This is a genomic window from Streptosporangium roseum DSM 43021 (genome assembly GCF_000024865.1).
Taxonomy (GTDB): domain Bacteria; phylum Actinomycetota; class Actinomycetes; order Streptosporangiales; family Streptosporangiaceae; genus Streptosporangium; species Streptosporangium roseum.
The window spans coordinates 7293248-7310222 of record NC_013595.1 but is presented as its reverse complement, the minus strand read 5'-3'; the positions used below and the strand labels follow the sequence as shown (position 1 = coordinate 7310222).

Sequence of the window (16975 nt, the reverse complement as noted above, 5' to 3'; positions counted from 1 at the left end):
GTTCGGATCTCGCTTCGCCGCACGCCGGGTACGTGGTAACGGCAGAGGTTCTGCGGTCCCGGGCCGATATGCCGAGCTAGCTAAAGTGGTCGCCATGAGTGATCATTCCGGACCTCAGGCCATATCGCCGGTGCTGCTCAGCGTGGGTGGTGGCGACTGGTTGCCTGTCACCGCGGGCGAGTCGGGAGCCGCTGTCTTTCGCAACGCGGACGCCACCCGGTATGCCAAGTGCGTGCCTGCTGCGGATGCAGCCGACCTGAAGGCCGAGCGTGACCGGGTCGCATGGCTGAACGATCAGGGTGTACCTGGTCCCCGGGTGCTCGACTGGCACTCCGGTGACGTGGGCGCCTGCCTGATGACCAGTGCCGTTTCCGGCATATCTGCTGATCAGGTGCCCGCTGAGAAGCTACGGGTCGCCTGGGAACGCATCGCGGACGCGGTCCGCCGACTGCACGAGGTGCCGGTGCCGCAGTGCCCATTTCGCCGGGACCTGGACGCTATGGTCGCCGTGGCGCGCGGCGTCGTGGCCCGTGACGCCGTCAACCCGGAGTTTCTCCCCGTCGAGCAGCAGCACACGCCCCCTGGGGAGTTACTGGACCGCCTCACCCGGCAGGTGCCACGGCGACGGGAGCAGGAGGCCGCCGACACGGTCGTCTGCCACGGGGACCTGTGCCTGCCTAACATCATCCTCGATCCGCGGACCCTGGACGTGTCAGGCTTCATCGACCTGGGCCGCCTCGGACAGGCCGACCGCTACGCGGACTTGGCGCTGCTGCTCGCCAACGCACGAGAGACATGGAAAGACGAGGAGCGGGGGCGGGCCGCGGACATGGCGTTCGCCGAGAGGTACGGCATCGCCCTAGACCACGAGCGCCTGCGCTTTTACCGCCATCTCGACCCGCTCACCTGGGGCTGATCAATTTTTTAGGGATCATCAGGCGGACCAGAGGAAGATGCCGACGATATGGAGTCCGGCCAGGTAGATGGTCGCGTTCTTCTCGTAGCGGGTGGCGATGCCGCGCCACTGCTTGAGGCGGTTGATGCAGCGCTCGACGGTGTTGCGCTGCTTGTACGCCTCACGGTCGAAGGACGGCGGCCTGCCACCCCGGCTTCCCCGACGCAGTCGGTGGCCCCGCTGGTCGGCCGGAACTGGGATCACCCCGGATGCCACGTCTGCGCAGGTGCTCACGGATCGCGCGGGAGGAGTACGCCTTATCGGCCAAGACAACCTCCGGCCTGGTCCGAGGCCGGCCGCGTCGGCGGGGAACGCGCAGGCGTGCCATCACCTCGGTGAAGGCGGGCGCGTCACCGGCTTGGCCGGCGGTGAGGTGGAAGGCTAGCGGCCGGCAGCGATCGTCGGCGGCGAGGTGGATCTTCGTGGTCAGTCCGCCGCGGGACCGGCCGATGGCATGGTCGCCCGGCTCGTGGGCTAGGGCCCCTTTTTTGCGGGCCCCGGCCGCGTGCTGATGAGCCCGCACGATCGTGGAGTCCACCGACACGGCCCAGGTCAGGTCCTCGTCCGCGTCGGCCTGGGCCACCAAAGTGATGAACACCCGCTCCCACGTGCCATCGACGGCCCACATCCTCAGCCGGTTGTAGACACCTCGCCAGTTGCCATACCTGTCGGGCAGGTGGACCCACTGGGTCCCGTTCTGGAACTTGAAGGCGATCGCATCGATCACCTGCCGGTGCTCCCTCCACCGGCCGCCTCGCTTCGGCGTCCGGTTCGGAAGCAACGGCTCAATCCGCGCCCACTGCGCGTCAGTCAACGGCACACCCGGACCAACGACCGGCTGATCCAAACGAAACTGCCTAGCTCACGCCGCCTGGCGCAAGCCCTGGGTCTACTGGATCTTCCGATCGCTCCTAGTGCTGCGTTCCTGAATGCGGCCGTACATCCCTGCCCGCCGACCTGGGGAGATGATGGTCTCAGGGGTATTGTCATGCCGAAACTGCTGTACGCGCGTCCGCCGGCGGACGCCGAAGAAGAGCGGCAGATCCGCAAACTGGCCGGGGCCCGCCATGCCCCGGCCGACTGGATCACGCGGGCGCAGATGATCGCCTTCAGCTGGCAGGGGCAGCGCACCAGCGCCATCGCGGCCAGGCTGGGCTGTCACATGCAGACCGTGCGCGAGCGGATCGAGCGCTTCAACGCCGAAGGCCTGGCCGGGCTCGGCGATCGGCCCGGGGCGGGCCGTAAACCCCGGCTCACCGAGATCGAACGCGGGTGTGTCATCGCCCTGGCGCGCTCGGCCCCGCCCGGACGACCGGTTCGCGAAGGGGCTGGCGACCTGGTCGCCGACGACGAGAGCGGTCCCGCGCAGTGGACTCTGGACAGCCTGACCGCCGCCGCCCGCGCGCAGGGCATCGTCATCGCCCGCAGCCAGGTCCGCCGGATCCTACTCACAGAGAAGGTCCGCTGGCGGCACACCCGCTCCTGGAGCGAATCGACCGATCCGCAGTTCACCCCAAAAGGGCCGAAATCATCGGCCTCTACACCCACCCGCCGCCCGGCACCACGGTGATCTGCGCCGACGAGCTGGGACCGGTGACCCCGCGCACCTTCCCGCCCGCACCCGGCTGGTCGGTCGGCGGGCATCGGATCAAGGACCGGCCGGAGTATTCACGCGGCACCGACAAGACCTGGGTCTACGGCGCGCTGCGCATCCGCGACGGCACCGAGCTCACCTTCTGCGCGCCCTCGCGCAACAGCGACGGCTGGATCCAGCTGCTTCAGCAGATCGCCACCGCCAACCGGCGTGGCCCGATCGTCGTCATCACCGACAATCTGTCCAGCCATTTCAGCTGGCGGGTCCGGCAATGGCTGGCCCGTCATCCGCGGATCCGCCAGGTGTTCATCCCGGTCAGGGCCTGCTGGCTGAACCTGGCCGAGGGCTGGTGGCGACTACTGCGCCGGGCCGCGTTCGCCGGGCAGACCTTCGCCGACGCCACCGAGATCGCCTACGCGGTCGCCCTCGCCACCGCCCAACTCAACGCCCACGCCCAGCCCTGGATCTGGGGACGGCCATCCCCGCAGCCCCGAATCCTCCGGCATAAGTTCGTCTACCTGCTTTAAGGAACGAAGCACTAGTCTTCCCGCTCGCCCTTGCCAAGGATCTGCTCAGGGTGTCCGGGCCGCTCGACTTCTTGGAGTTGCTCGGGACGTGTCCAAGACAACGCAGGGCTCCGGCGACCACAAGCGTGGTCGCCGGGGCCCTGTCGAAAGCAATGTCGAGGTGGGCAAGCTGGGGGGAGTCTTACGGCCGTGTCGGGAGCGCTACAGCCGTCCGCCGCGCAGCAGCGCCTCGATGCCGAGCTCCAGGTCGCTCTTGGCCAGCACCGTCTCAATCGTTCCCTTTGCCAGCTCGTCGGCGATGGCGAGGATCATAGTGGTCTCGGCCTGCATCTGCTCGACCAGAGCGGCGTAGCGCTCGACGCCGCAGCGCTGCTCAGCGCTCATGTCCGCTGCGGCCCAGCGCCAGCCCTGCTCGGCGAATATCTCGTTATCGGCAGCCGTCTGGGTGAAGAGCCGCTTGACTCGGGCGACGATGGCGTCATCGAGGACGTAGGGCGTGGCCAGGCCTCTCTCCAGAGTGGCACGCTGCTCGCGCACCATGGTCACGCCGTCCTCGACGTGGGCGGTCAGCATGGCCAGCATGCTGATCGACTGCCAGGTCGGTTCCGCCTGCGGTGCCGCCATGATGCGCGCCCTTCGCGGTGATCTGCCGGGGGTCGGATCAGCGTAACGACGCCGTGCCCGGCCACGCAGGACAACAGCCGCAGCCACCGCGCGCCGATCATGCTCTTATAGAAATGCTCCCGGAAATGAGGCGACGGAGTCCGGGGAGAACCGCCTGCATGAGGCTGGCCGGCTTGGAATGCTCCCGGCATGAACCGAACCCTCATCGCCAGCGGCGATTCCGAGCAGGCGCTGTTTCGGATCGCCGAGGCCGCCATCGACGTCATCGCCGACGTTCCCGGCTCCGACCTGCCCACGCTCGACAAGAGCCTGGCTGCACCGATCGGGATCATCGCAGCCCTACTGGAGATCAATCACACGCTGCTAGAGATCAGGAACGAGGTGCGGAACATCGACCCGTGTCGGCACGGGCCCGAGTGCCCCGGACGCTGCGGATTCGACTGGTCAGGCACCGCCACATCCGCGCCCTCTTCGACACAGGCCCGGTCCGGCTCGGTTGCGCCGAACAGCTCCAACTGCTCGTCGGCGGGTTCGGTGTGGGTGAGTTTCAGGCAGCGGCGGCAGGTGCCCGCGCCCCGGTCGGGATGGGCGGCGGCCGGGTCCCAGCCGCTGACGCCGACCATGCAGGCCGGGCCGGGCATGCGCTCATCGGCAAACCAGCGGGTCGTCGCGACTTCGTGCACGATGCCTGAGGAGCGCACCCGCAGATGGGAGCCGCCCGAGTAGGCGGCGCGCGCCGCGGCGGCGATCGTGGCCAGCGCCTCGTGCAGGCTCGGTGTCGAGCCGGACTCGGTCATCAGGCACCTCCGCCGAGGATGGACGCCATCCGGTAGGCGGCGTGGGAGTCGAGTTTGCGGCGGCCGCGGTTGTAGCGCTGGGTGGTGACCGGGGAGGCGTGGCCGAGGAGTTCCTGGACGTCGGCGAGAGGTACCCCGGCGTCGAGGGCGGCGGTGGCGGCGGTGGCTCGCGCGGTGTGCGGGGTGAGCTTGGTGTGGTCGACGCCGGGGGCGGTCGCGGCCCGGCGCAGCGCGGTGGTCATCCGCCAGCGGTCGAACGGCCGGTCGGCTTCTCGGACGAACAGCGGCTCGCCGGGGGAGCGGTCGGCCAGCAGCGGTTCCAGTAAGGCGCGCACCCGGGGCGGGATGGGCATGCGGTCGGTCTTGCCGCCCTTGCGGCGAAACAGGATCACCATGTGCCCGGCGTCGGCGGCCACCGAGCCGACGGTGAGAGCGACCAACTCGCCGACGCGGACCGCGCACACGCTCAGCAGCGCCACGGCCGCGGCGTCGGCCGGATAGGCCGCACTGATGGTCTCGGCGCCGTCGACCAGGGCGGTGGCCTCCTCCACGGTGCGGGCCGGGGTGGTGCCCACGGTAGAGACCTTAGGCCGCTCCACCGAGTCAGCAGGGTTGACCGCGATGAGACGGCGGCGGGTGGCATAGCCGTACAGGCTCGACAACCTGCGGGCCACCGTGGCGGGAGCCGGCGCAACCCCCGGGCGGCCCAAGCCGGCGCGGGCCGATCCGGTGCCGATGCCGTCGCGGTAGTGCGTCAGGTGGTCCTCGGTCACCTGCAGAAGACCGGCGCCGGGCAGCTCGGCACCAGCCAGCGCAGAAACGCGGCGACGTCGGCTAGGCGGGCACGGCGGTTCGGCGGGTTCCGGGCAGGAAGGTCTCGACACCCTTCCACCCTGACGCCCACGGCCGATACCGCATCACAATGTCGCGAACCCGTTACCCCGCACCTCACCCAGCCGGCCACGCGCTCATCTCGATGTGCGAAAAGGGTCCTGGGCAGGTTGCTGAACACTCCGAGCTCTCGACACGTTTCCTGAACGTCCCGCAAGACCCGCGCGACGCTCTCCACCACCGTTGTGATCTTGCTGGTCTGCCGAACGATTCTCAGCACCCATCATCCACACGATCAATCGAGCGGCGGCTGGCTGTAGCTGATGGCTCCTGCCAGGTCGCCGGATTTGTTGTGCCTGCCGGCTCGCAGCGGCTCGTCAGAGGGGCTCTGGTGCGACGCGCCGGAGCCGGTCACGGGCTCCTGCCATGATCCGACACCGTCCCTCCGCACGGAATCAGGGGGCCTGCGGGCAGGTTGCAAGGTGACGTGAAGGTTGAAATCTACTCAGACGTCGTCTGTCCCTGGTGCTACATCGGCCATACCCGCTTCGCCCGCGCCGTCGAGCGCTACCGGGCCAAGGGGGGCGAGGTGGAGGTGGAGTTGCGGCCGTTCCAGCTCGCGCCGGACGCCGAGTCCAACGGTGAGCCGACCCTCACGTGGGCGGCGGCGAAGTTCGGTGGGGCCGAGCGGGCCGCGCAGATGTTCGGGCACGTGACCGGGGTCGCCGCGGAGGACGGGCTGGCGCTGGACTTCGATCACTCGATCCAGGCCAACACCTTCGACGCGCACCGCCTCATCCGGCTCGCCGGTGAGCAGGGCAAGGGCGAGGAGGCCCTCTACGCCCTCTTCCGCGCCCACTTCACCGACGGTCTCGACGTCGGCTCCCGCGAGGTCCTCGCCAAGCTGGCCGCCGAGCTGGGGGTCCGGGCGGACCTCGGAGGCGAGGACGGTGCGGCGGCGGTCAGGGAGGAGCTTGCCCAGGCCCGTGCCCTCGGTGTCAGCTCCGTGCCGCTGTTCCTGTTCGAGGGGCAGTTCGCCGTCTCCGGCGCGCAGCCCGAGGACACCCTGCTCGCCGCCCTGGAGGAGGTCGCCGAGCGGACCGGCCAGGCCGTGAAGGCCGTGAAGACCGCCGGCGCTGACGGGGACGCCTGCGACGAGGACGAGGGGTACTGCGCCGTCTGACGGCGCCGGACCGGACAGGGTGGCGAACGCTGGTCGCCGCGCCGCGCCGCGCCGCGCCGCACCGGACCGGACCGGACCGGGCAGGGCGGCGGGTGCCGGCCGCCGCCCTGCCCGGACGATCCGTGACCGTGAGCCCACGTTCCCGCGTGACATGGATGGACCGCCCGGGGGAGATCATCTATCGTGCGGTCATGAAGGGCCGGTATCAGGTGTACTTCGAACGTGCCCGGATCCCGATCGCGGCGGTGGACGGGCTCGGCCGGGTCAGGGAGAGCAACCCCGCCTTCCGCTCCGCGGTGGCCCGCACGGCCGAGGAGCTGGACGGAGTCCTGGCGGAGGAGTTGCTCGCGCCCGGCGAGATCGACGCGCAGCGGCCCTACTGGCGGATGCTGGCCTTCGGGCGGCTGGACGTCTACCGGACCCGGATACGGCTGGTCCGCGGGGACGGCGCCGTGATCTGCGCCCGGGTCAGCGCCTCCGTCGAACACCGCGCGGACGGCCTGCCGTGGCGGGCGGTGGCCGTGCTGGACGAGATCTCCTCCGCCGCGCCCGTGCTGAGCCCGCTCCAGGGCGAGGTGCTGCGGCTGGTCGCCGGGGGCGCGTCCAACGCGCAGATCGCCCGGCGGCTGTACCTGACCCGTCAGGCGGTGGACTACCACCTGGTACGGCTGCGCGCCAAGCTCGGCGCCGAGAGCCGGTCGGCGCTGGCCGGGCGGGCGTTCGTGCTGGGCCTGTTCGTGCCCGGGGTGTGGCCGCCGGTCCTGCACCCGCCCCTGGCCGGGGCGGGTGCGCCGGAGTGTGGTTACTGGACGCCGAGGAACTGAACGGCCGGGTCGGTCTGGGCGGAGGTGCCCCAGACCGCGTCGTGCTGGGCGGTGTCGTCGTGGAGGTAGTACAGCAGCCAGGCGGTGGTCACCCGGCGGGTGATCGCCTGCTGGGCGGCCCGGGTGATCGAGCCGCTGTCGCAGCCGATGCCGCCGGAGTCGGTGAAGCCGCAGTGGAAGCCACCGATGATCGTGCGCAGCTGCTTGGGGGCGAGCTTGGCGTTGTAGATGGGGATCTGGTGGCCCGACGGACCCGCGACGCTGTCGTTCGTACCGGCGACCAGCTGCATGGGGACGGTCGTGGTCGCCGCGGCGGCGGCCGCCGAGGGGTTGGTCTCGGCGGCGGCCAGGTTCGTCACCGTCCGCACCGACGAGTTGCGCGCGGCGGCCAGCACGCCGGCGCCGCCGCCCATCGAGTGCCCCGACAGTCCCAGCCGGTTGGTGCGCACGTGGGCGTTGAACCGCGACCCGGCGGTGGTGTTCTGCGCCACCATCCAGGTCAGCGCGGCGTTCAGGTCGTCGGCGAAGGCGCTGTGGTTGGGGAACAGGCCGCCCTGCGAGGTCGGCATGATCGTGATGGTGCCCCAGGAGGCCCAGTGGCCGCCCAGGGTGGCGTACTTGCTGATGGTCTGGAAGAACCCGTGACCGAAGGCCACCGCCGGGAACTGCCCGGAGGCGACGGGCGTGCCGCTTCCCGCCGAGGTCGCCGGGTAGTAGACCCGGGCGCTGAACGAGCGGCCGGAGGCGGAGACGCTGACATCGGCGTAGCCGACGGCGTACGAGCCCGGTGCGGACAGGTCGACGGAGGCCCCGGCGGGGGCGGCCGTGAGGAACAGGAGCGGGATCAGGAGGATCGCACAGATCCTGATCGACCAGGAGCGCATGATGCTTCACCAGCTTTCACGCGGGAAACTGTTACCCGGATTTTGGAAACGATGGTTCCCCTATGGCAACAGTGGAGGGACGCGGACTAGGCAAATGCCAAAACGCCGGGAGCCGCGTCCGATCGAGGGCCGCCGCCCTCCCGCGTCCGCGCCCTCCTGTGCTCCGCGCGGACGAATGCGCGGAGCACGGACGCCGGACGCCGGACGCGGTCAGCCGCGGTGGAGGTAGGAGCCCGACGGCCGGCCGACCGCCTCGCCGTCGTGGAAGGCGATCCGGCCGCCGACCACCGTGGTCGTCGGCCAGCCGGTCACCTCCACCCCCTCGAAGGGGCAGTGGTCCTGGCCGGAGAGCAGCAGGTCGGCGGTCACGGTCCTGGTGGCCGACGGGTCGACCACGGTGAGGTCGGCGTCGAAGCCGACGGCCAGGCTGCCCTTGCGCCCCCACAGGTTGTAGGCCCTGGCAGGGTTGGCCGAGGCGACCTCGGCGATCCTCGACAGGGGCAGGCCCCGGCGCAGGTGTCCCTCGGAGAACAGCACGGGGTAGAGCAGCGCCGTACCGCCGAAGCCGGGGTGGGCCGGCCACAGGTCGTCGCCCTTGTGCTCCTCCATGCAGCAGGCGTGGTCGGAGGCCACCCAGTCGATCCGGCCGTCGCGCACGCCCTCCCACAGCGCCTCGTTGTGGGCGCGGGTGCGGATCGGCGGGTTGACCTTCCCGCCCAGCTCGCCCCGGGCGTCGAGGTCGTCGTGATCCAGGCAGAGGTGGTGCAGTGTGGTCTCCCGCCTGCCCGGCGTGCGGCTCGCCGCTTCGAGGGCCTCGGCGCTGGACAGGTGCAGGAAGTTGACGTCCGCGCCGGTGTGCGCGGCGATCGCGGCGGCCTCGGCGATGGCGACCTGCTCGGTGAGCGGCGGGCGGCCTTCGCTGTAGGCACGCAGGTTCTGTACGGCTCCGCTCCTTCGGACCCGGTCGATGAACACGCGCATCAGCTCGGACTGCTCGCAGTGGAGCGACAGCGACAGCCGGCGGTCCGGACGGGAGCGCTGGACCTCGGCGAGCTTCTCCATGATGAGGAACAGGTGGCCGAGGTCGTACTCGTCGCCCATGGTGAAGGCCTGCGCGTCGCGGCTGTTGGCGGCCAGGTCGAAGCCCTTGTAGAACATGTAGTACTTGTAGGAGGTGATCCCGTGCTCGGCGACGAGCCGCGGGATCTCCTCGATCTGCTCGATCGTCATCGGGGCCAGGTGGAAGCCGTAGTCGGTCCAGGCCCGGCCGCCGACCGCCGCCAGCACCTCGGGGAAGATCGTCCCGTAGGGGCCGGTCCGGTCGAGGTAGTGCCGGCCGGTGCGGAAGTACGACAGCACGGTGGTGGCCCCGCCCACGAGCGAAGAGCGGGTCTCCTCGAAGGCGTCGAGCGCCATGTCGCGATAGATCCCGATGTGGAAGTGGGCGTCCACCGCGCCGGGCAGCACGACCTTGCCGGTGGCGTCGATCACCTCCTCCGCCCCGTCCAGATCCTCGCCCACCACGACGATCCTGCCACCGGAGACCGCGAGGTCGGCGCGGATCTCCCCGTGGTAGGGGAGGACCAGGGTGCCGTTCTTTACAAGCAGGTCGTATCGCGTCATGGTGCGGCCGGTGGGGGCCCGGCCGTCACCCCCTTCCTCGTGAGGTGTGACCCATCCGGGCCGAGAGACGATCGGTCGCTTCGAGCAGGGCTTCGGCGCACTTCGGCGCCTCGTCCCTGAAACGCTCCAGCGGGCCGCACACGCTGATGACGCCGGCGGGCCGGCCGTGGTGGTCGAGGACGGGTGCGGCGACCGAGGCCGAGCCGGGCTGGCGCTCGGCGTTCGACCGCGCGTAGCCGCGACGGCGGATCGCCGCCAGATCCTCGCGCAGGACGTCCTCCCGGACCGGCGTGCGCTCGGTCAGCGGCGTCAGCGGGACCGTCCTGAAGTAGGCGTCGACCTCCTCGTCGGCCAGGAAGGCCAGGAACGCCTTGGAGGAGGCGCCCGCGTGCAGCGGGTAGGGGACGCCGAGGGTGACCGACATGATCACCTCACGGCTCGGCGTCACCTGGTCGACGTAGACCCGCGAGGACCCGGTGCGGACGGACAGCGTGGCGGTCTCGGACAGGGTCCGGGACAGGTGTGCCAGCTCGGGGGCGGCGAGGCGGCGGATGTCCAGCCGGTCGAGGTAGGCCAGGCCGAGCCGCATCGTGGTCAGGCCGAGGGAGTAGCGCCGGGTCTCCTCGTCCAGCTCGACCAGGCCGCGCAGCCGCAGCGAGGCCAGGATGCGGTGGACGGCCGCCTTGGACAGGCCGAGCCTGTCGGCGATCTCGGTGACGCCCAGGGTGAGCGCCCCGGGATCGGCGAACAGCACGAGCACGTCGGCGGCGCGCTCGACGGTCGCGGCGGTCTGGCTGGCGCCCTCGGAGCCGCGCCGGCGCGGCTGCTCGGAGGTGTCGACGCCGCGGCGCGGCGGCTCGGAGATGTCGATCGGCATGTGGCGTTTCCCCTCATCGGCGCCCCTTCCCGCCTGCGTCGCGGGCTTTCCGGGCACGGGCTCATCGGCGCCCCTTCCCGCCTGCGTCGCGGTCCTTCCGGGCGCGGGCGGGTCGGTGACGGTCCCGGTGTCGTGGAGATCCCACCACGATTCCCCGGAAACCCACTCCGTCCGACCCGGGACATCGTCCGGCTCGCGCAGTACAGTCTGGAACAGCTTTCCTATAATTGGAACACCCTCCGGAGGTCGCGTGACCGGCGCCCAGGCCGTCCCAGACGCCGCCACCCAGCCCGCCACCCAGCTTGGCCCCCACCTGGCTCCCCGTCTGGCCCCCGGTCTGGCTCCCCGTCCGGCGGACGGAACCGGCGGCGACCAGACTCCCCGGGAGCGACCCCGGCCGGCCGGAGACCTCGACGAGCCGCGCGCGAAAGGTGCCGTCTGATGCGTGAACCCTGGGAGGCGGTGGCCGGTGCCCGCGTGTTCGACCTGGCCCAGCCGATGAGCACCGGCATGCCCCAGTCACCCAACCACCCGCCGTTCCGGATGCTGCTGGAGCGCCGCCACGGCGACGTGGTCAGAGCCGACGGCGGCTCGGCGGCCAACGAGATCATCGTCACCGGCGGGCACGTCGGCACCCATGTCGACGCGCTCGCGCACGTCTCCCACGCCGGGCTGCTGCACGGCGGGAGGGAGGCGGCGGCCCTGCAGAGCCACCGGGGCCTGTCCGCGCTGGGCATCGACGCCTTCGTCCCCTACGTGGGCCGGGGCGTCCTGCTCGACGTGGCGGCCGTGCACGGCGTCGCGACGCTGCCCGCCGGATACGAGGTCACGCCGGAGGATCTGGACCGGGCCGCCGCCGGGCTGGACATCGGGCCGGGGGAGGCCGTCCTGGTCGGCACCGGCTGGTCGCGTCGCTGGCCGGAGCCCGAGGTCTTCACCGGCCAGTCCCACGGCGCCCCCGGCCCCGGCGTGGCGGCCGGGCGGTGGCTGGCCGACCTGAACCCGCGGCTGGTGGGCGCGGAGACCATCGCCTTCGAGCATGTCGCCCCGGGACGCGGCCACGCCACGCTCCCCGTCCACCGGCTGCTGCTCGTGGAGGAAGGGATCAACATCGTCGAGACCATGCGCCTGGACGAGCTGCTCGACTCCGGCGTCCGCGAGTTCCTGCTCGTCGTCAACCCCCTGCCCGTGGTCGGCGCGTCCGGTTCCCCCGTCAGGCCGCTGGCGGTGGCCCGATGACGACGTTCGCGGGGCACCTGGCCCGGTTCGCCACCGGCTGCCGGGACGGCGGCCTGCCCGCCGAGGTGGCCCGCGACGCCGTCGGCCGGGTGCGTGACGTGCTGGGCAACTGCCTGGCCGCGCACGCGGAGGAGGCCGGAGAAGGGCCGGGCGGCCCGGTGGCGGCGGTGCGCCGCGTGGTCGCCGCCTGGGGCGGCACGGCGGGCGCGGCGGCGATCGGCCTGCCGTACGGCCTGCCCGCCCCCTCGGCCGCGCTGGTGAACGGCACGCTCGCCCACGCCCTCGACTTCGACGACACCCACCTGCCGTCCGTCCTGCACCCCAGCGCCTCGGTCGTGCCCGCCGCGCTGGCCGCCGCCGAGGACGCGGGTGCGGGCGGCGCGGCCCTGCTCGCCGCCGTGGCGGCGGGCGACGAGGTCTGCGTACGGCTCGGCACCGCCTCCTACCTGCCGGAGCTGCGCAACTCCCTGTTCTTCGAGAAAGGGCTGCACGCCACCTCCATCTGCGGCACGATCGGCGCCGCCGTGGCCGCCGGGCTGCTCTACGGGCTCGACGAGGAAGGGATCGCCTCGGCGATCGGCGTCGCCGCCAGCATGGGCGCCGGGCTGCTGGAGGCCAACCGGACCGGCGGGACTGTGAAGCGGGTCCACTGCGGATGGGCGGCGCACGCGGGCGTGACGGCGGCGATGCTCGTCCGCGAGGGGCTGACCGGCCCGCCCACCGTGCTGGAGGGGCGTTTCGGGTTCTTCGCCGCCTACCTCGACGGCCGTCACGACGCGGACGCCCTGCTGGCCGGGCTCGGCGAGCGCTGGGAGGTCACCCGGACGGTCTACAAGCCCTATCCGGCCAACCACTTCACCCACCCGGCCATCGACTGCGCACTGGCCCTGCGCGCGCGGGGACTCGACCCGGACGACATCGAGGAGATCGAGCTGGGGGCGCCCGCCCCCGTGCTGCGCACCATCGCCGAACCGCACGAGGAGAAGATCAGCCCGCGCTCGCCGTACCACGCGAAGTTCTCCGGCCCCTACACGGTCGCGACGGCTCTCCTGGGCGGCGGCGGCCTCGGGGTCTACCTCGACGACTTCGCCGAGCTCCACCCGCGACGGCTGGCCCTGGCCGCGCGGGTCAGGTGCGTCGCCGACGACCGCGCCTCCGAGCTGTTCCCCGTGAGCTTCGGCGCCGTCCTGCGGGTGCGCGTCAGGGGCGGAGCCACGCTCACCCACCGGGTGGACTCCTCCAGGGGCGGGCCGGACAACCCGCTGTCGCCCGGCGAGCTGGCGCTGAAGTTCCGGCTCAACGCCGCGCGGGCCCTGCCGGCGCCGGCGGTGGCCGCCCTCGACCGCCGCATCGCCGCCCTGGCCACGGCGTCCTCGTGCGCCGGGCTGGCCCGCCTCGGATGAGCCGGGCCGCGCGACCGGTCGCCCGAGGGGTCCTTTCGCCGGCCCGAAACCCGTGCCGCCGGCCCGAATCCCGTGGTCAGTCCCGCGCCCGAAACCCGTGCCACCGGCCCGGCGCCCGTGGTCAGTCCTGCGCCCGAAACCCGTGCCACCGGCCCGGCGCCCGTGGTCAGTCCCGCGGAAGCGGTCGTCCGAGGGGGCCTTCCGGCGGCCCGGCGCCCGTGGTCAGTCCCGCGCCGGCCGGAACACCGGCAGGTGCCGGCCGTCGGGCAGGGGCCGCCAGGCCACGCGTACGGGCAGATCGCAGGCCCAGTCGGTGCCGCCGACCAGGTGGGTGAGCAGGATGGGCCCCTCGGCGAGCCGGACCCTGGCGACGGTGTAGGGCGGCTCGAAGCCGGGCGCGGGAGCGCGGTGGACGATGGTGAAGGAGTCCACCACGCCGAGACCCGACACGGAGGCGTACTCCAGCTCGGTGCCGCCGCAGGCCGTGCAGAGCAGGCGCGGGTAGTGCTGGCGGTGGCCGCAGGCGAGGCAGCGCTGGACGACCAGCAGCCGTCGCCTGGTCGCCTCCCAGAAATCCTCGATCACCGGTCCACCCCCAGCAGGACGGTGGCGTGTGCGGACAGGATGCCGCCGGTGCCGTGCGCCAGCGCGACCTCGGCGCCGGGGACCTGCCGGTCGCCGCACTCCCCGCGCAGCTGCCTGACCGCCTCGACCAGGAGCAGCAGGCCGTACTGCCCCGGGTGGTTGTAGGAGAGCCCGCCGCCGCTGGTGTTGACCGGGAACGCGCCGCCCGGTCCGGTCCGGCCGCCGGCGACGAAGTCGCCCGCCTCGCCCGCGCCGCAGAAGCCGAGTCCCTCCAGGGTGAGCAGCACCGTGATCGTGAAGGAGTCGTAGATCTGGGCGACGTCCACGTCGCCGGGGACGAGCCCCGCGCGGGTGAAGGCCGCCGCTCCGGAGCGGACGGCGCCGGTGACGGTGAGGTCGTCGACGGCGGTCATGGAGGTGTTGGTGACGCACTCGCCGTACCCGAGCACGCGCACCGGCGCGCGCCGCAGGTCGCGGGCGCGCTCCAGTGAGGTCAGCACGACGGCGCCGCCCCCGTCGGTGACCAGGCAGGCGTCGGCCACGGTGAGCGGGGAGGAGACCATGGGGGCCGACAGCACGTCCCGGACGGTCAGCGGCGCGGCGCCGTACCGGTAGGCCTTGGGGTTGAGCAGCGCCCAGTCCCGCGCGGCGACCGCCACCTCGGCCAGCGCCTCGCGCTTCACGCCGAAGGCGTGCATGTACCGCTGCGCGGCCATCGCGTAGTAGGAGAAAGGGTAGAGCGGGCCGTAGGGCGCCTCGAACCGCGCCTCGGGCGTGTGCTCCTCGACGACCCCGGCCAGCGACCGCGACCTGGCCGAGCGCTGGTTCGACCCGTAGGAGATCACCACGGTACGGCACTGCCCGGCCTCGATGGCCTGGACGGCGCGCGCGACGTACATCTCGAAGGCACAGCCCCCCGCGAACGTGGACTCGGTCCAGACGGGCCGGAGCCCCAGGTAGTCGGCGACCTGGGTGGCGGAGAAGCGGGACACGCCGCAGGTGGCGAGCCCGTCCACGTCGGACAGAGGGAGTCCGGCGTCGGCCAGCGCCCTGGTGACGGCCTGCGCCTGCAGGGTCAGGACGGACTCGCCGGTGATCCCGAGGTCGGACTCGGCGGCTCCGACGATCGCCACGCCGGTCACGGCAGCACCGCCTGGGCCGTCCCGCCGACCGCCACCCGGCCCGCGACGAGCACCTTCTGCTCGACCGTGACCAGCGTCCCTTCGACGCCGGTGACGACGCCGGTCACCCGGACGCTCTCTCCGGCGAACACCATGGACAGGAGGCGGAACCGCAGCCGCCGCAGGCGGGCGTCCGGCCCGAGCCAGTCCTGCACCTGCTCGGCGAGGAGCGCGCCGAACAGCTGCCCGTCCACCACGGGGCGGTCGAGCCCCCTGGCCCGGAGATAGGCGGCGTCGTGGTGCAGCCGGTGCCAGTCCCAGGTGGCCCCCGCGTAGGCGATCATGTCGGCCGCCCCGATCGTGCGCTCCAGCGCCGGGACCTCCTGCCCGGCCCTCACGGGATCTCCACGTAGATCAGCGTCTCCTCGTTGACCGCCAGCAGCTCGCCCCGCTGGTTGGTGTAGGTGGCCCGGGATGTCACGAACAACTTGCCCGCCTTCTCCTCGACGTCCTCGATCCGCCAGGTCGCGGTGATCACATCGTCGGGATGGACCGGCTGGTGGAAGGTGTAGTCGTTGCCACCGCGCACCAGCCGGGCGCCCGGCACGTCGATGTGCCAGGAGTGGCCCGCGTAGCCGTCCGCGTCCATGGGCAGCCCGGCGTACTGGTTGGTCTCGCAGATCAGCGTGGGCGGGGCGACGACGTCCCGGTAGCCGTGCGCCCTGGCGTGGCCGGCGTCGGTGTAGAGCGGGTTGTCGTCGCCGACCGCCAGCGCGAAGTAGCGCAGTGCCGCCCGCCCCAGCGGCTCGGGCGCCGTGTAGGCGACCTCCCTGCCGACCAGCGCCCTGATCTCCTCGATGGGCAGGTTCACGGACGCACCGCCACCGGGACGACCTCGATCAGGAACTCCGGGCGCAGCAGCGCCGAGCAGACCACCGCGCTGACCGGCGCCCGGCCGAAGTGGCGCGCCCGCAGGGCGGCCAGGTCCGGGTGGGCGGCGACCCCCTCGGGGGTCACGTACTCGACCAGCCGCACGACGTCCGCGCCGCGGAGCCCGGCCTCGCGGAGCACCGCCGCGATCCCCGCGTAGACGAACCCGGCCTGGGCGGCCAGGTCGCCGGCGAACACCACTTCCTGGGTGGCCGGTTCCAGCGCCCCGAAGCCCGACATGAACAGCGTGTCCCCGGCCGCGACACCGGGCCTGTAGGTCAGCGTCTCGTACCGGCTCCACCCCGGGTTGACCGTACGCGACGGGGCGGTCGAGGCGAGCGCGTCCAGGGAGACCATCGCGCCCGCCAGCACGGGCCGGTCCACCAGGATTCCCGCCGCGCCGGGGAAGACGGGCAGGCCGTCGGCGCCGGTGCCGCCGAGCAGCTCCCTGCGGGGGCGGCCGCAGCGGGGGTATTCGGCCCGGGTCGCGGTCGCGGTGTAGTCGATGGTCCGCACCAGCGCGCCGGGTCCCAGCCCGGCGGCCTTGAGCAGCTCCGCGGCCCGATCCAGGCAGTATCCGTACTGGGCCCGGAAGTCGCCCGCGTGGACCAGGCCCTCGGCGTCGCACGGCTGGATCCCCGGCAGGTAGACCACCCCGCCGGCGACGCGCAGGCTTCCCCGGTGGAAACCGGTGTCGGGGTGCGCGACGACCAGGTCGCCGCCGCCGGGGAAGGCGGTCAGCTCCACCGCGTAGGGGCCGGGCCCGAGGAGCCCCGCGACCGCGACGGTCGCCACCGGAACGGCGTGCCCGCCGAGGAACCCCTCCCGGGCCGCGCTCACGCTCGCGTAGCCGTCCAGCGCCCCGGCGGTGACGTACTCGACGACGTGGACGAGGTCGCCCACGGCGAGCCCTGCCGTGTCCAGCAGGGCCGCCGCCTCCTCATATCCGGGTACGGCGGGCAGGTAAACGGTCATCAA

General features: G+C 72.2%; 19 protein-coding genes. 7 read left to right on the top strand and 12 right to left on the bottom strand.

Annotated elements, in window-relative coordinates; all coding sequences use genetic code 11:
* Positions 1-94: 94 nt before the first annotated feature.
* Positions 95-916, top strand: coding sequence for an APH(3'') family aminoglycoside O-phosphotransferase (locus SROS_RS32105; protein WP_012890594.1), 822 nt, complete (start codon positions 95-97; stop codon positions 914-916).
* Positions 917-934: 18 nt separating this feature from the next.
* Here SROS_RS32105 and SROS_RS32100 read toward each other — a convergent pair.
* A protein-coding gene (locus SROS_RS32100; protein ID WP_148269739.1) for an IS5 family transposase occupies positions 935-1775 on the bottom strand; the annotation gives its coding sequence in 2 pieces (ribosomal slippage) (positions 935-1160 and positions 1159-1775; 843 coding nt in all).
* 168 nt (positions 1776-1943) lie between these two features.
* Between SROS_RS32100 and SROS_RS32095 the strand changes: the two genes are divergently transcribed.
* Together SROS_RS32095 and SROS_RS32090 are read left to right on the top strand one after the other, a co-directional pair.
* Complete coding sequence (locus tag SROS_RS32095) at positions 1944-2525, top strand: helix-turn-helix domain-containing protein (RefSeq protein WP_012887023.1); 582 nt, start codon at positions 1944-1946, stop codon at positions 2523-2525.
* The gene (locus tag SROS_RS32090) at positions 2522-3076 is read left to right on the top strand and encodes a transposase (protein WP_012891563.1); all 555 of its coding nucleotides are present in this window, start codon (positions 2522-2524) and stop codon (positions 3074-3076) included. Before SROS_RS32095 ends, SROS_RS32090 begins: the two co-directional genes overlap by 4 nt.
* Positions 3077-3277: 201 nt before the next feature.
* On the opposite strand, the gene SROS_RS32085 is transcribed toward SROS_RS32090, so the two are convergent.
* The 3 genes from SROS_RS32085 to SROS_RS32075 all read right to left on the bottom strand — a co-directional run bounded on the left by SROS_RS32085 (position 3278) and on the right by SROS_RS32075 (position 5270).
* Positions 3278-3700, bottom strand: coding sequence for a hypothetical protein (locus tag SROS_RS32085; protein ID WP_012893087.1), 423 nt, complete (start codon positions 3698-3700; stop codon positions 3278-3280).
* Between the two features lie 353 nt (positions 3701-4053).
* A complete protein-coding gene (locus SROS_RS46360; RefSeq protein WP_012893086.1) occupies positions 4054-4497 on the bottom strand; it encodes a hypothetical protein in 444 nt (147 codons plus the stop codon).
* Complete coding sequence (locus SROS_RS32075; RefSeq protein ID WP_012893085.1) at positions 4497-5270, bottom strand: tyrosine-type recombinase/integrase; 774 nt, start codon at positions 5268-5270, stop codon at positions 4497-4499. Before SROS_RS32075 ends, SROS_RS46360 begins: the two co-directional genes overlap by 1 nt.
* Positions 5271-5803: 533 nt before the next feature.
* On the opposite strand from SROS_RS32075, the gene SROS_RS32070 reads away from it, so the two are divergent.
* A complete protein-coding gene (locus tag SROS_RS32070) occupies positions 5804-6511 on the top strand; it encodes a DsbA family oxidoreductase (protein WP_342632890.1) in 708 nt (235 codons plus the stop codon).
* 191 nt (positions 6512-6702) lie between these two features.
* On the top strand, positions 6703-7335 hold the full coding sequence (locus SROS_RS50130) for a helix-turn-helix transcriptional regulator (RefSeq protein ID WP_169369423.1): 633 nt from the start codon (positions 6703-6705) through the stop codon (positions 7333-7335).
* On the opposite strand, the gene SROS_RS32060 is transcribed toward SROS_RS50130, so the two are convergent.
* The 3 genes from SROS_RS32060 to SROS_RS32050 form a co-directional block, all read right to left on the bottom strand.
* Positions 7314-8219: an alpha/beta hydrolase family protein gene (locus SROS_RS32060; RefSeq protein WP_012893082.1), complete on the bottom strand. Its 906-nt coding sequence runs from the start codon at positions 8217-8219 to the stop codon at positions 7314-7316. The genes SROS_RS50130 and SROS_RS32060 overlap by 22 nt on opposite strands.
* Before the next feature lie 210 nt (positions 8220-8429).
* On the bottom strand, positions 8430-9842 hold the full coding sequence (locus SROS_RS32055; RefSeq protein WP_012893081.1) for a dihydroorotase: 1413 nt from the start codon (positions 9840-9842) through the stop codon (positions 8430-8432).
* A gap of 25 nt (positions 9843-9867) precedes the next feature.
* Positions 9868-10719, bottom strand: coding sequence for an IclR family transcriptional regulator (locus SROS_RS32050; protein ID WP_012893080.1), 852 nt, complete (start codon positions 10717-10719; stop codon positions 9868-9870).
* Between the two features lie 441 nt (positions 10720-11160).
* On the opposite strand from SROS_RS32050, the gene SROS_RS32045 reads away from it, so the two are divergent.
* Positions 11161-11958, top strand: a complete 798-nt coding sequence (locus SROS_RS32045) for a cyclase family protein (protein WP_012893078.1) — start codon at positions 11161-11163, stop codon at positions 11956-11958.
* Positions 11955-13361 (top strand): MmgE/PrpD family protein, encoded by a 1407-nt coding sequence (locus SROS_RS32040; RefSeq protein WP_012893077.1) that lies wholly within the window; start codon positions 11955-11957, stop codon positions 13359-13361. The genes SROS_RS32045 and SROS_RS32040 overlap by 4 nt, the downstream gene beginning before the upstream one ends.
* 222 nt (positions 13362-13583) lie before the next feature.
* Here the strand turns inward: SROS_RS32040 and SROS_RS32035 are convergent, their stop codons facing one another.
* Genes SROS_RS32035 through SROS_RS46355 form a run of 5 tightly spaced genes read right to left on the bottom strand, consistent with a single transcriptional unit; the run spans position 13584 to position 16972 of the window.
* Positions 13584-13946, bottom strand: a complete 363-nt coding sequence (locus SROS_RS32035; RefSeq protein ID WP_012893076.1) for a Zn-ribbon domain-containing OB-fold protein — start codon at positions 13944-13946, stop codon at positions 13584-13586.
* Entirely contained in the window at positions 13943-15079 is a 1137-nt protein-coding gene (locus SROS_RS32030) for an acetyl-CoA acetyltransferase (RefSeq protein ID WP_218919723.1), read from the bottom strand. Before SROS_RS32030 ends, SROS_RS32035 begins: the two co-directional genes overlap by 4 nt.
* Positions 15080-15084: 5 nt before the next feature.
* Positions 15085-15465 carry a MaoC/PaaZ C-terminal domain-containing protein gene (locus SROS_RS32025; protein WP_012893074.1) on the bottom strand — a complete coding sequence of 127 codons (381 nt, stop codon included), beginning with the start codon at positions 15463-15465 and terminating at the stop codon, positions 15085-15087.
* Positions 15462-15938, bottom strand: coding sequence for an FAS1-like dehydratase domain-containing protein (locus SROS_RS32020; RefSeq protein WP_012893073.1), 477 nt, complete (start codon positions 15936-15938; stop codon positions 15462-15464). The genes SROS_RS32025 and SROS_RS32020 overlap by 4 nt, the downstream gene beginning before the upstream one ends.
* Positions 15935-16972 (bottom strand): RidA family protein, encoded by a 1038-nt coding sequence (locus SROS_RS46355; protein WP_012893072.1) that lies wholly within the window; start codon positions 16970-16972, stop codon positions 15935-15937. Before SROS_RS46355 ends, SROS_RS32020 begins: the two co-directional genes overlap by 4 nt.
* Positions 16973-16975: the final 3 nt, after the last annotated feature.

What these genes read in the sequence shown, in the direction of transcription:
- SROS_RS32055 (WP_012893081.1), bottom strand. Translation starts at nt 9,842, where the DNA reads ATGACGCGATACGACCTGCTTGTAAAGAACGGCACCCTGGTCCTCCCC.
- SROS_RS32040 (WP_012893077.1), top strand. Translation starts at nt 11,955, where the DNA reads ATGACGACGTTCGCGGGGCACCTGGCCCGGTTCGCCACCGGCTGCCGG.
- SROS_RS32085 (WP_012893087.1), bottom strand. Translation starts at nt 3,700, where the DNA reads ATGGCGGCACCGCAGGCGGAACCGACCTGGCAGTCGATCAGCATGCTG.
- SROS_RS32045 (WP_012893078.1), top strand. Translation starts at nt 11,161, where the DNA reads ATGCGTGAACCCTGGGAGGCGGTGGCCGGTGCCCGCGTGTTCGACCTG.
- SROS_RS32050 (WP_012893080.1), bottom strand. Translation starts at nt 10,719, where the DNA reads ATGCCGATCGACATCTCCGAGCCGCCGCGCCGCGGCGTCGACACCTCC.
- SROS_RS46360 (WP_012893086.1), bottom strand. Translation starts at nt 4,497, where the DNA reads ATGACCGAGTCCGGCTCGACACCGAGCCTGCACGAGGCGCTGGCCACG.
- SROS_RS46355 (WP_012893072.1), bottom strand. Translation starts at nt 16,972, where the DNA reads ATGACCGTTTACCTGCCCGCCGTACCCGGATATGAGGAGGCGGCGGCC.
- SROS_RS50130 (WP_169369423.1), top strand. Translation starts at nt 6,703, where the DNA reads ATGAAGGGCCGGTATCAGGTGTACTTCGAACGTGCCCGGATCCCGATC.
- SROS_RS32060 (WP_012893082.1), bottom strand. Translation starts at nt 8,219, where the DNA reads ATGCGCTCCTGGTCGATCAGGATCTGTGCGATCCTCCTGATCCCGCTC.
- SROS_RS32105 (WP_012890594.1), top strand. Translation starts at nt 95, where the DNA reads ATGAGTGATCATTCCGGACCTCAGGCCATATCGCCGGTGCTGCTCAGC.
- SROS_RS32095 (WP_012887023.1), top strand. Translation starts at nt 1,944, where the DNA reads ATGCCGAAACTGCTGTACGCGCGTCCGCCGGCGGACGCCGAAGAAGAG.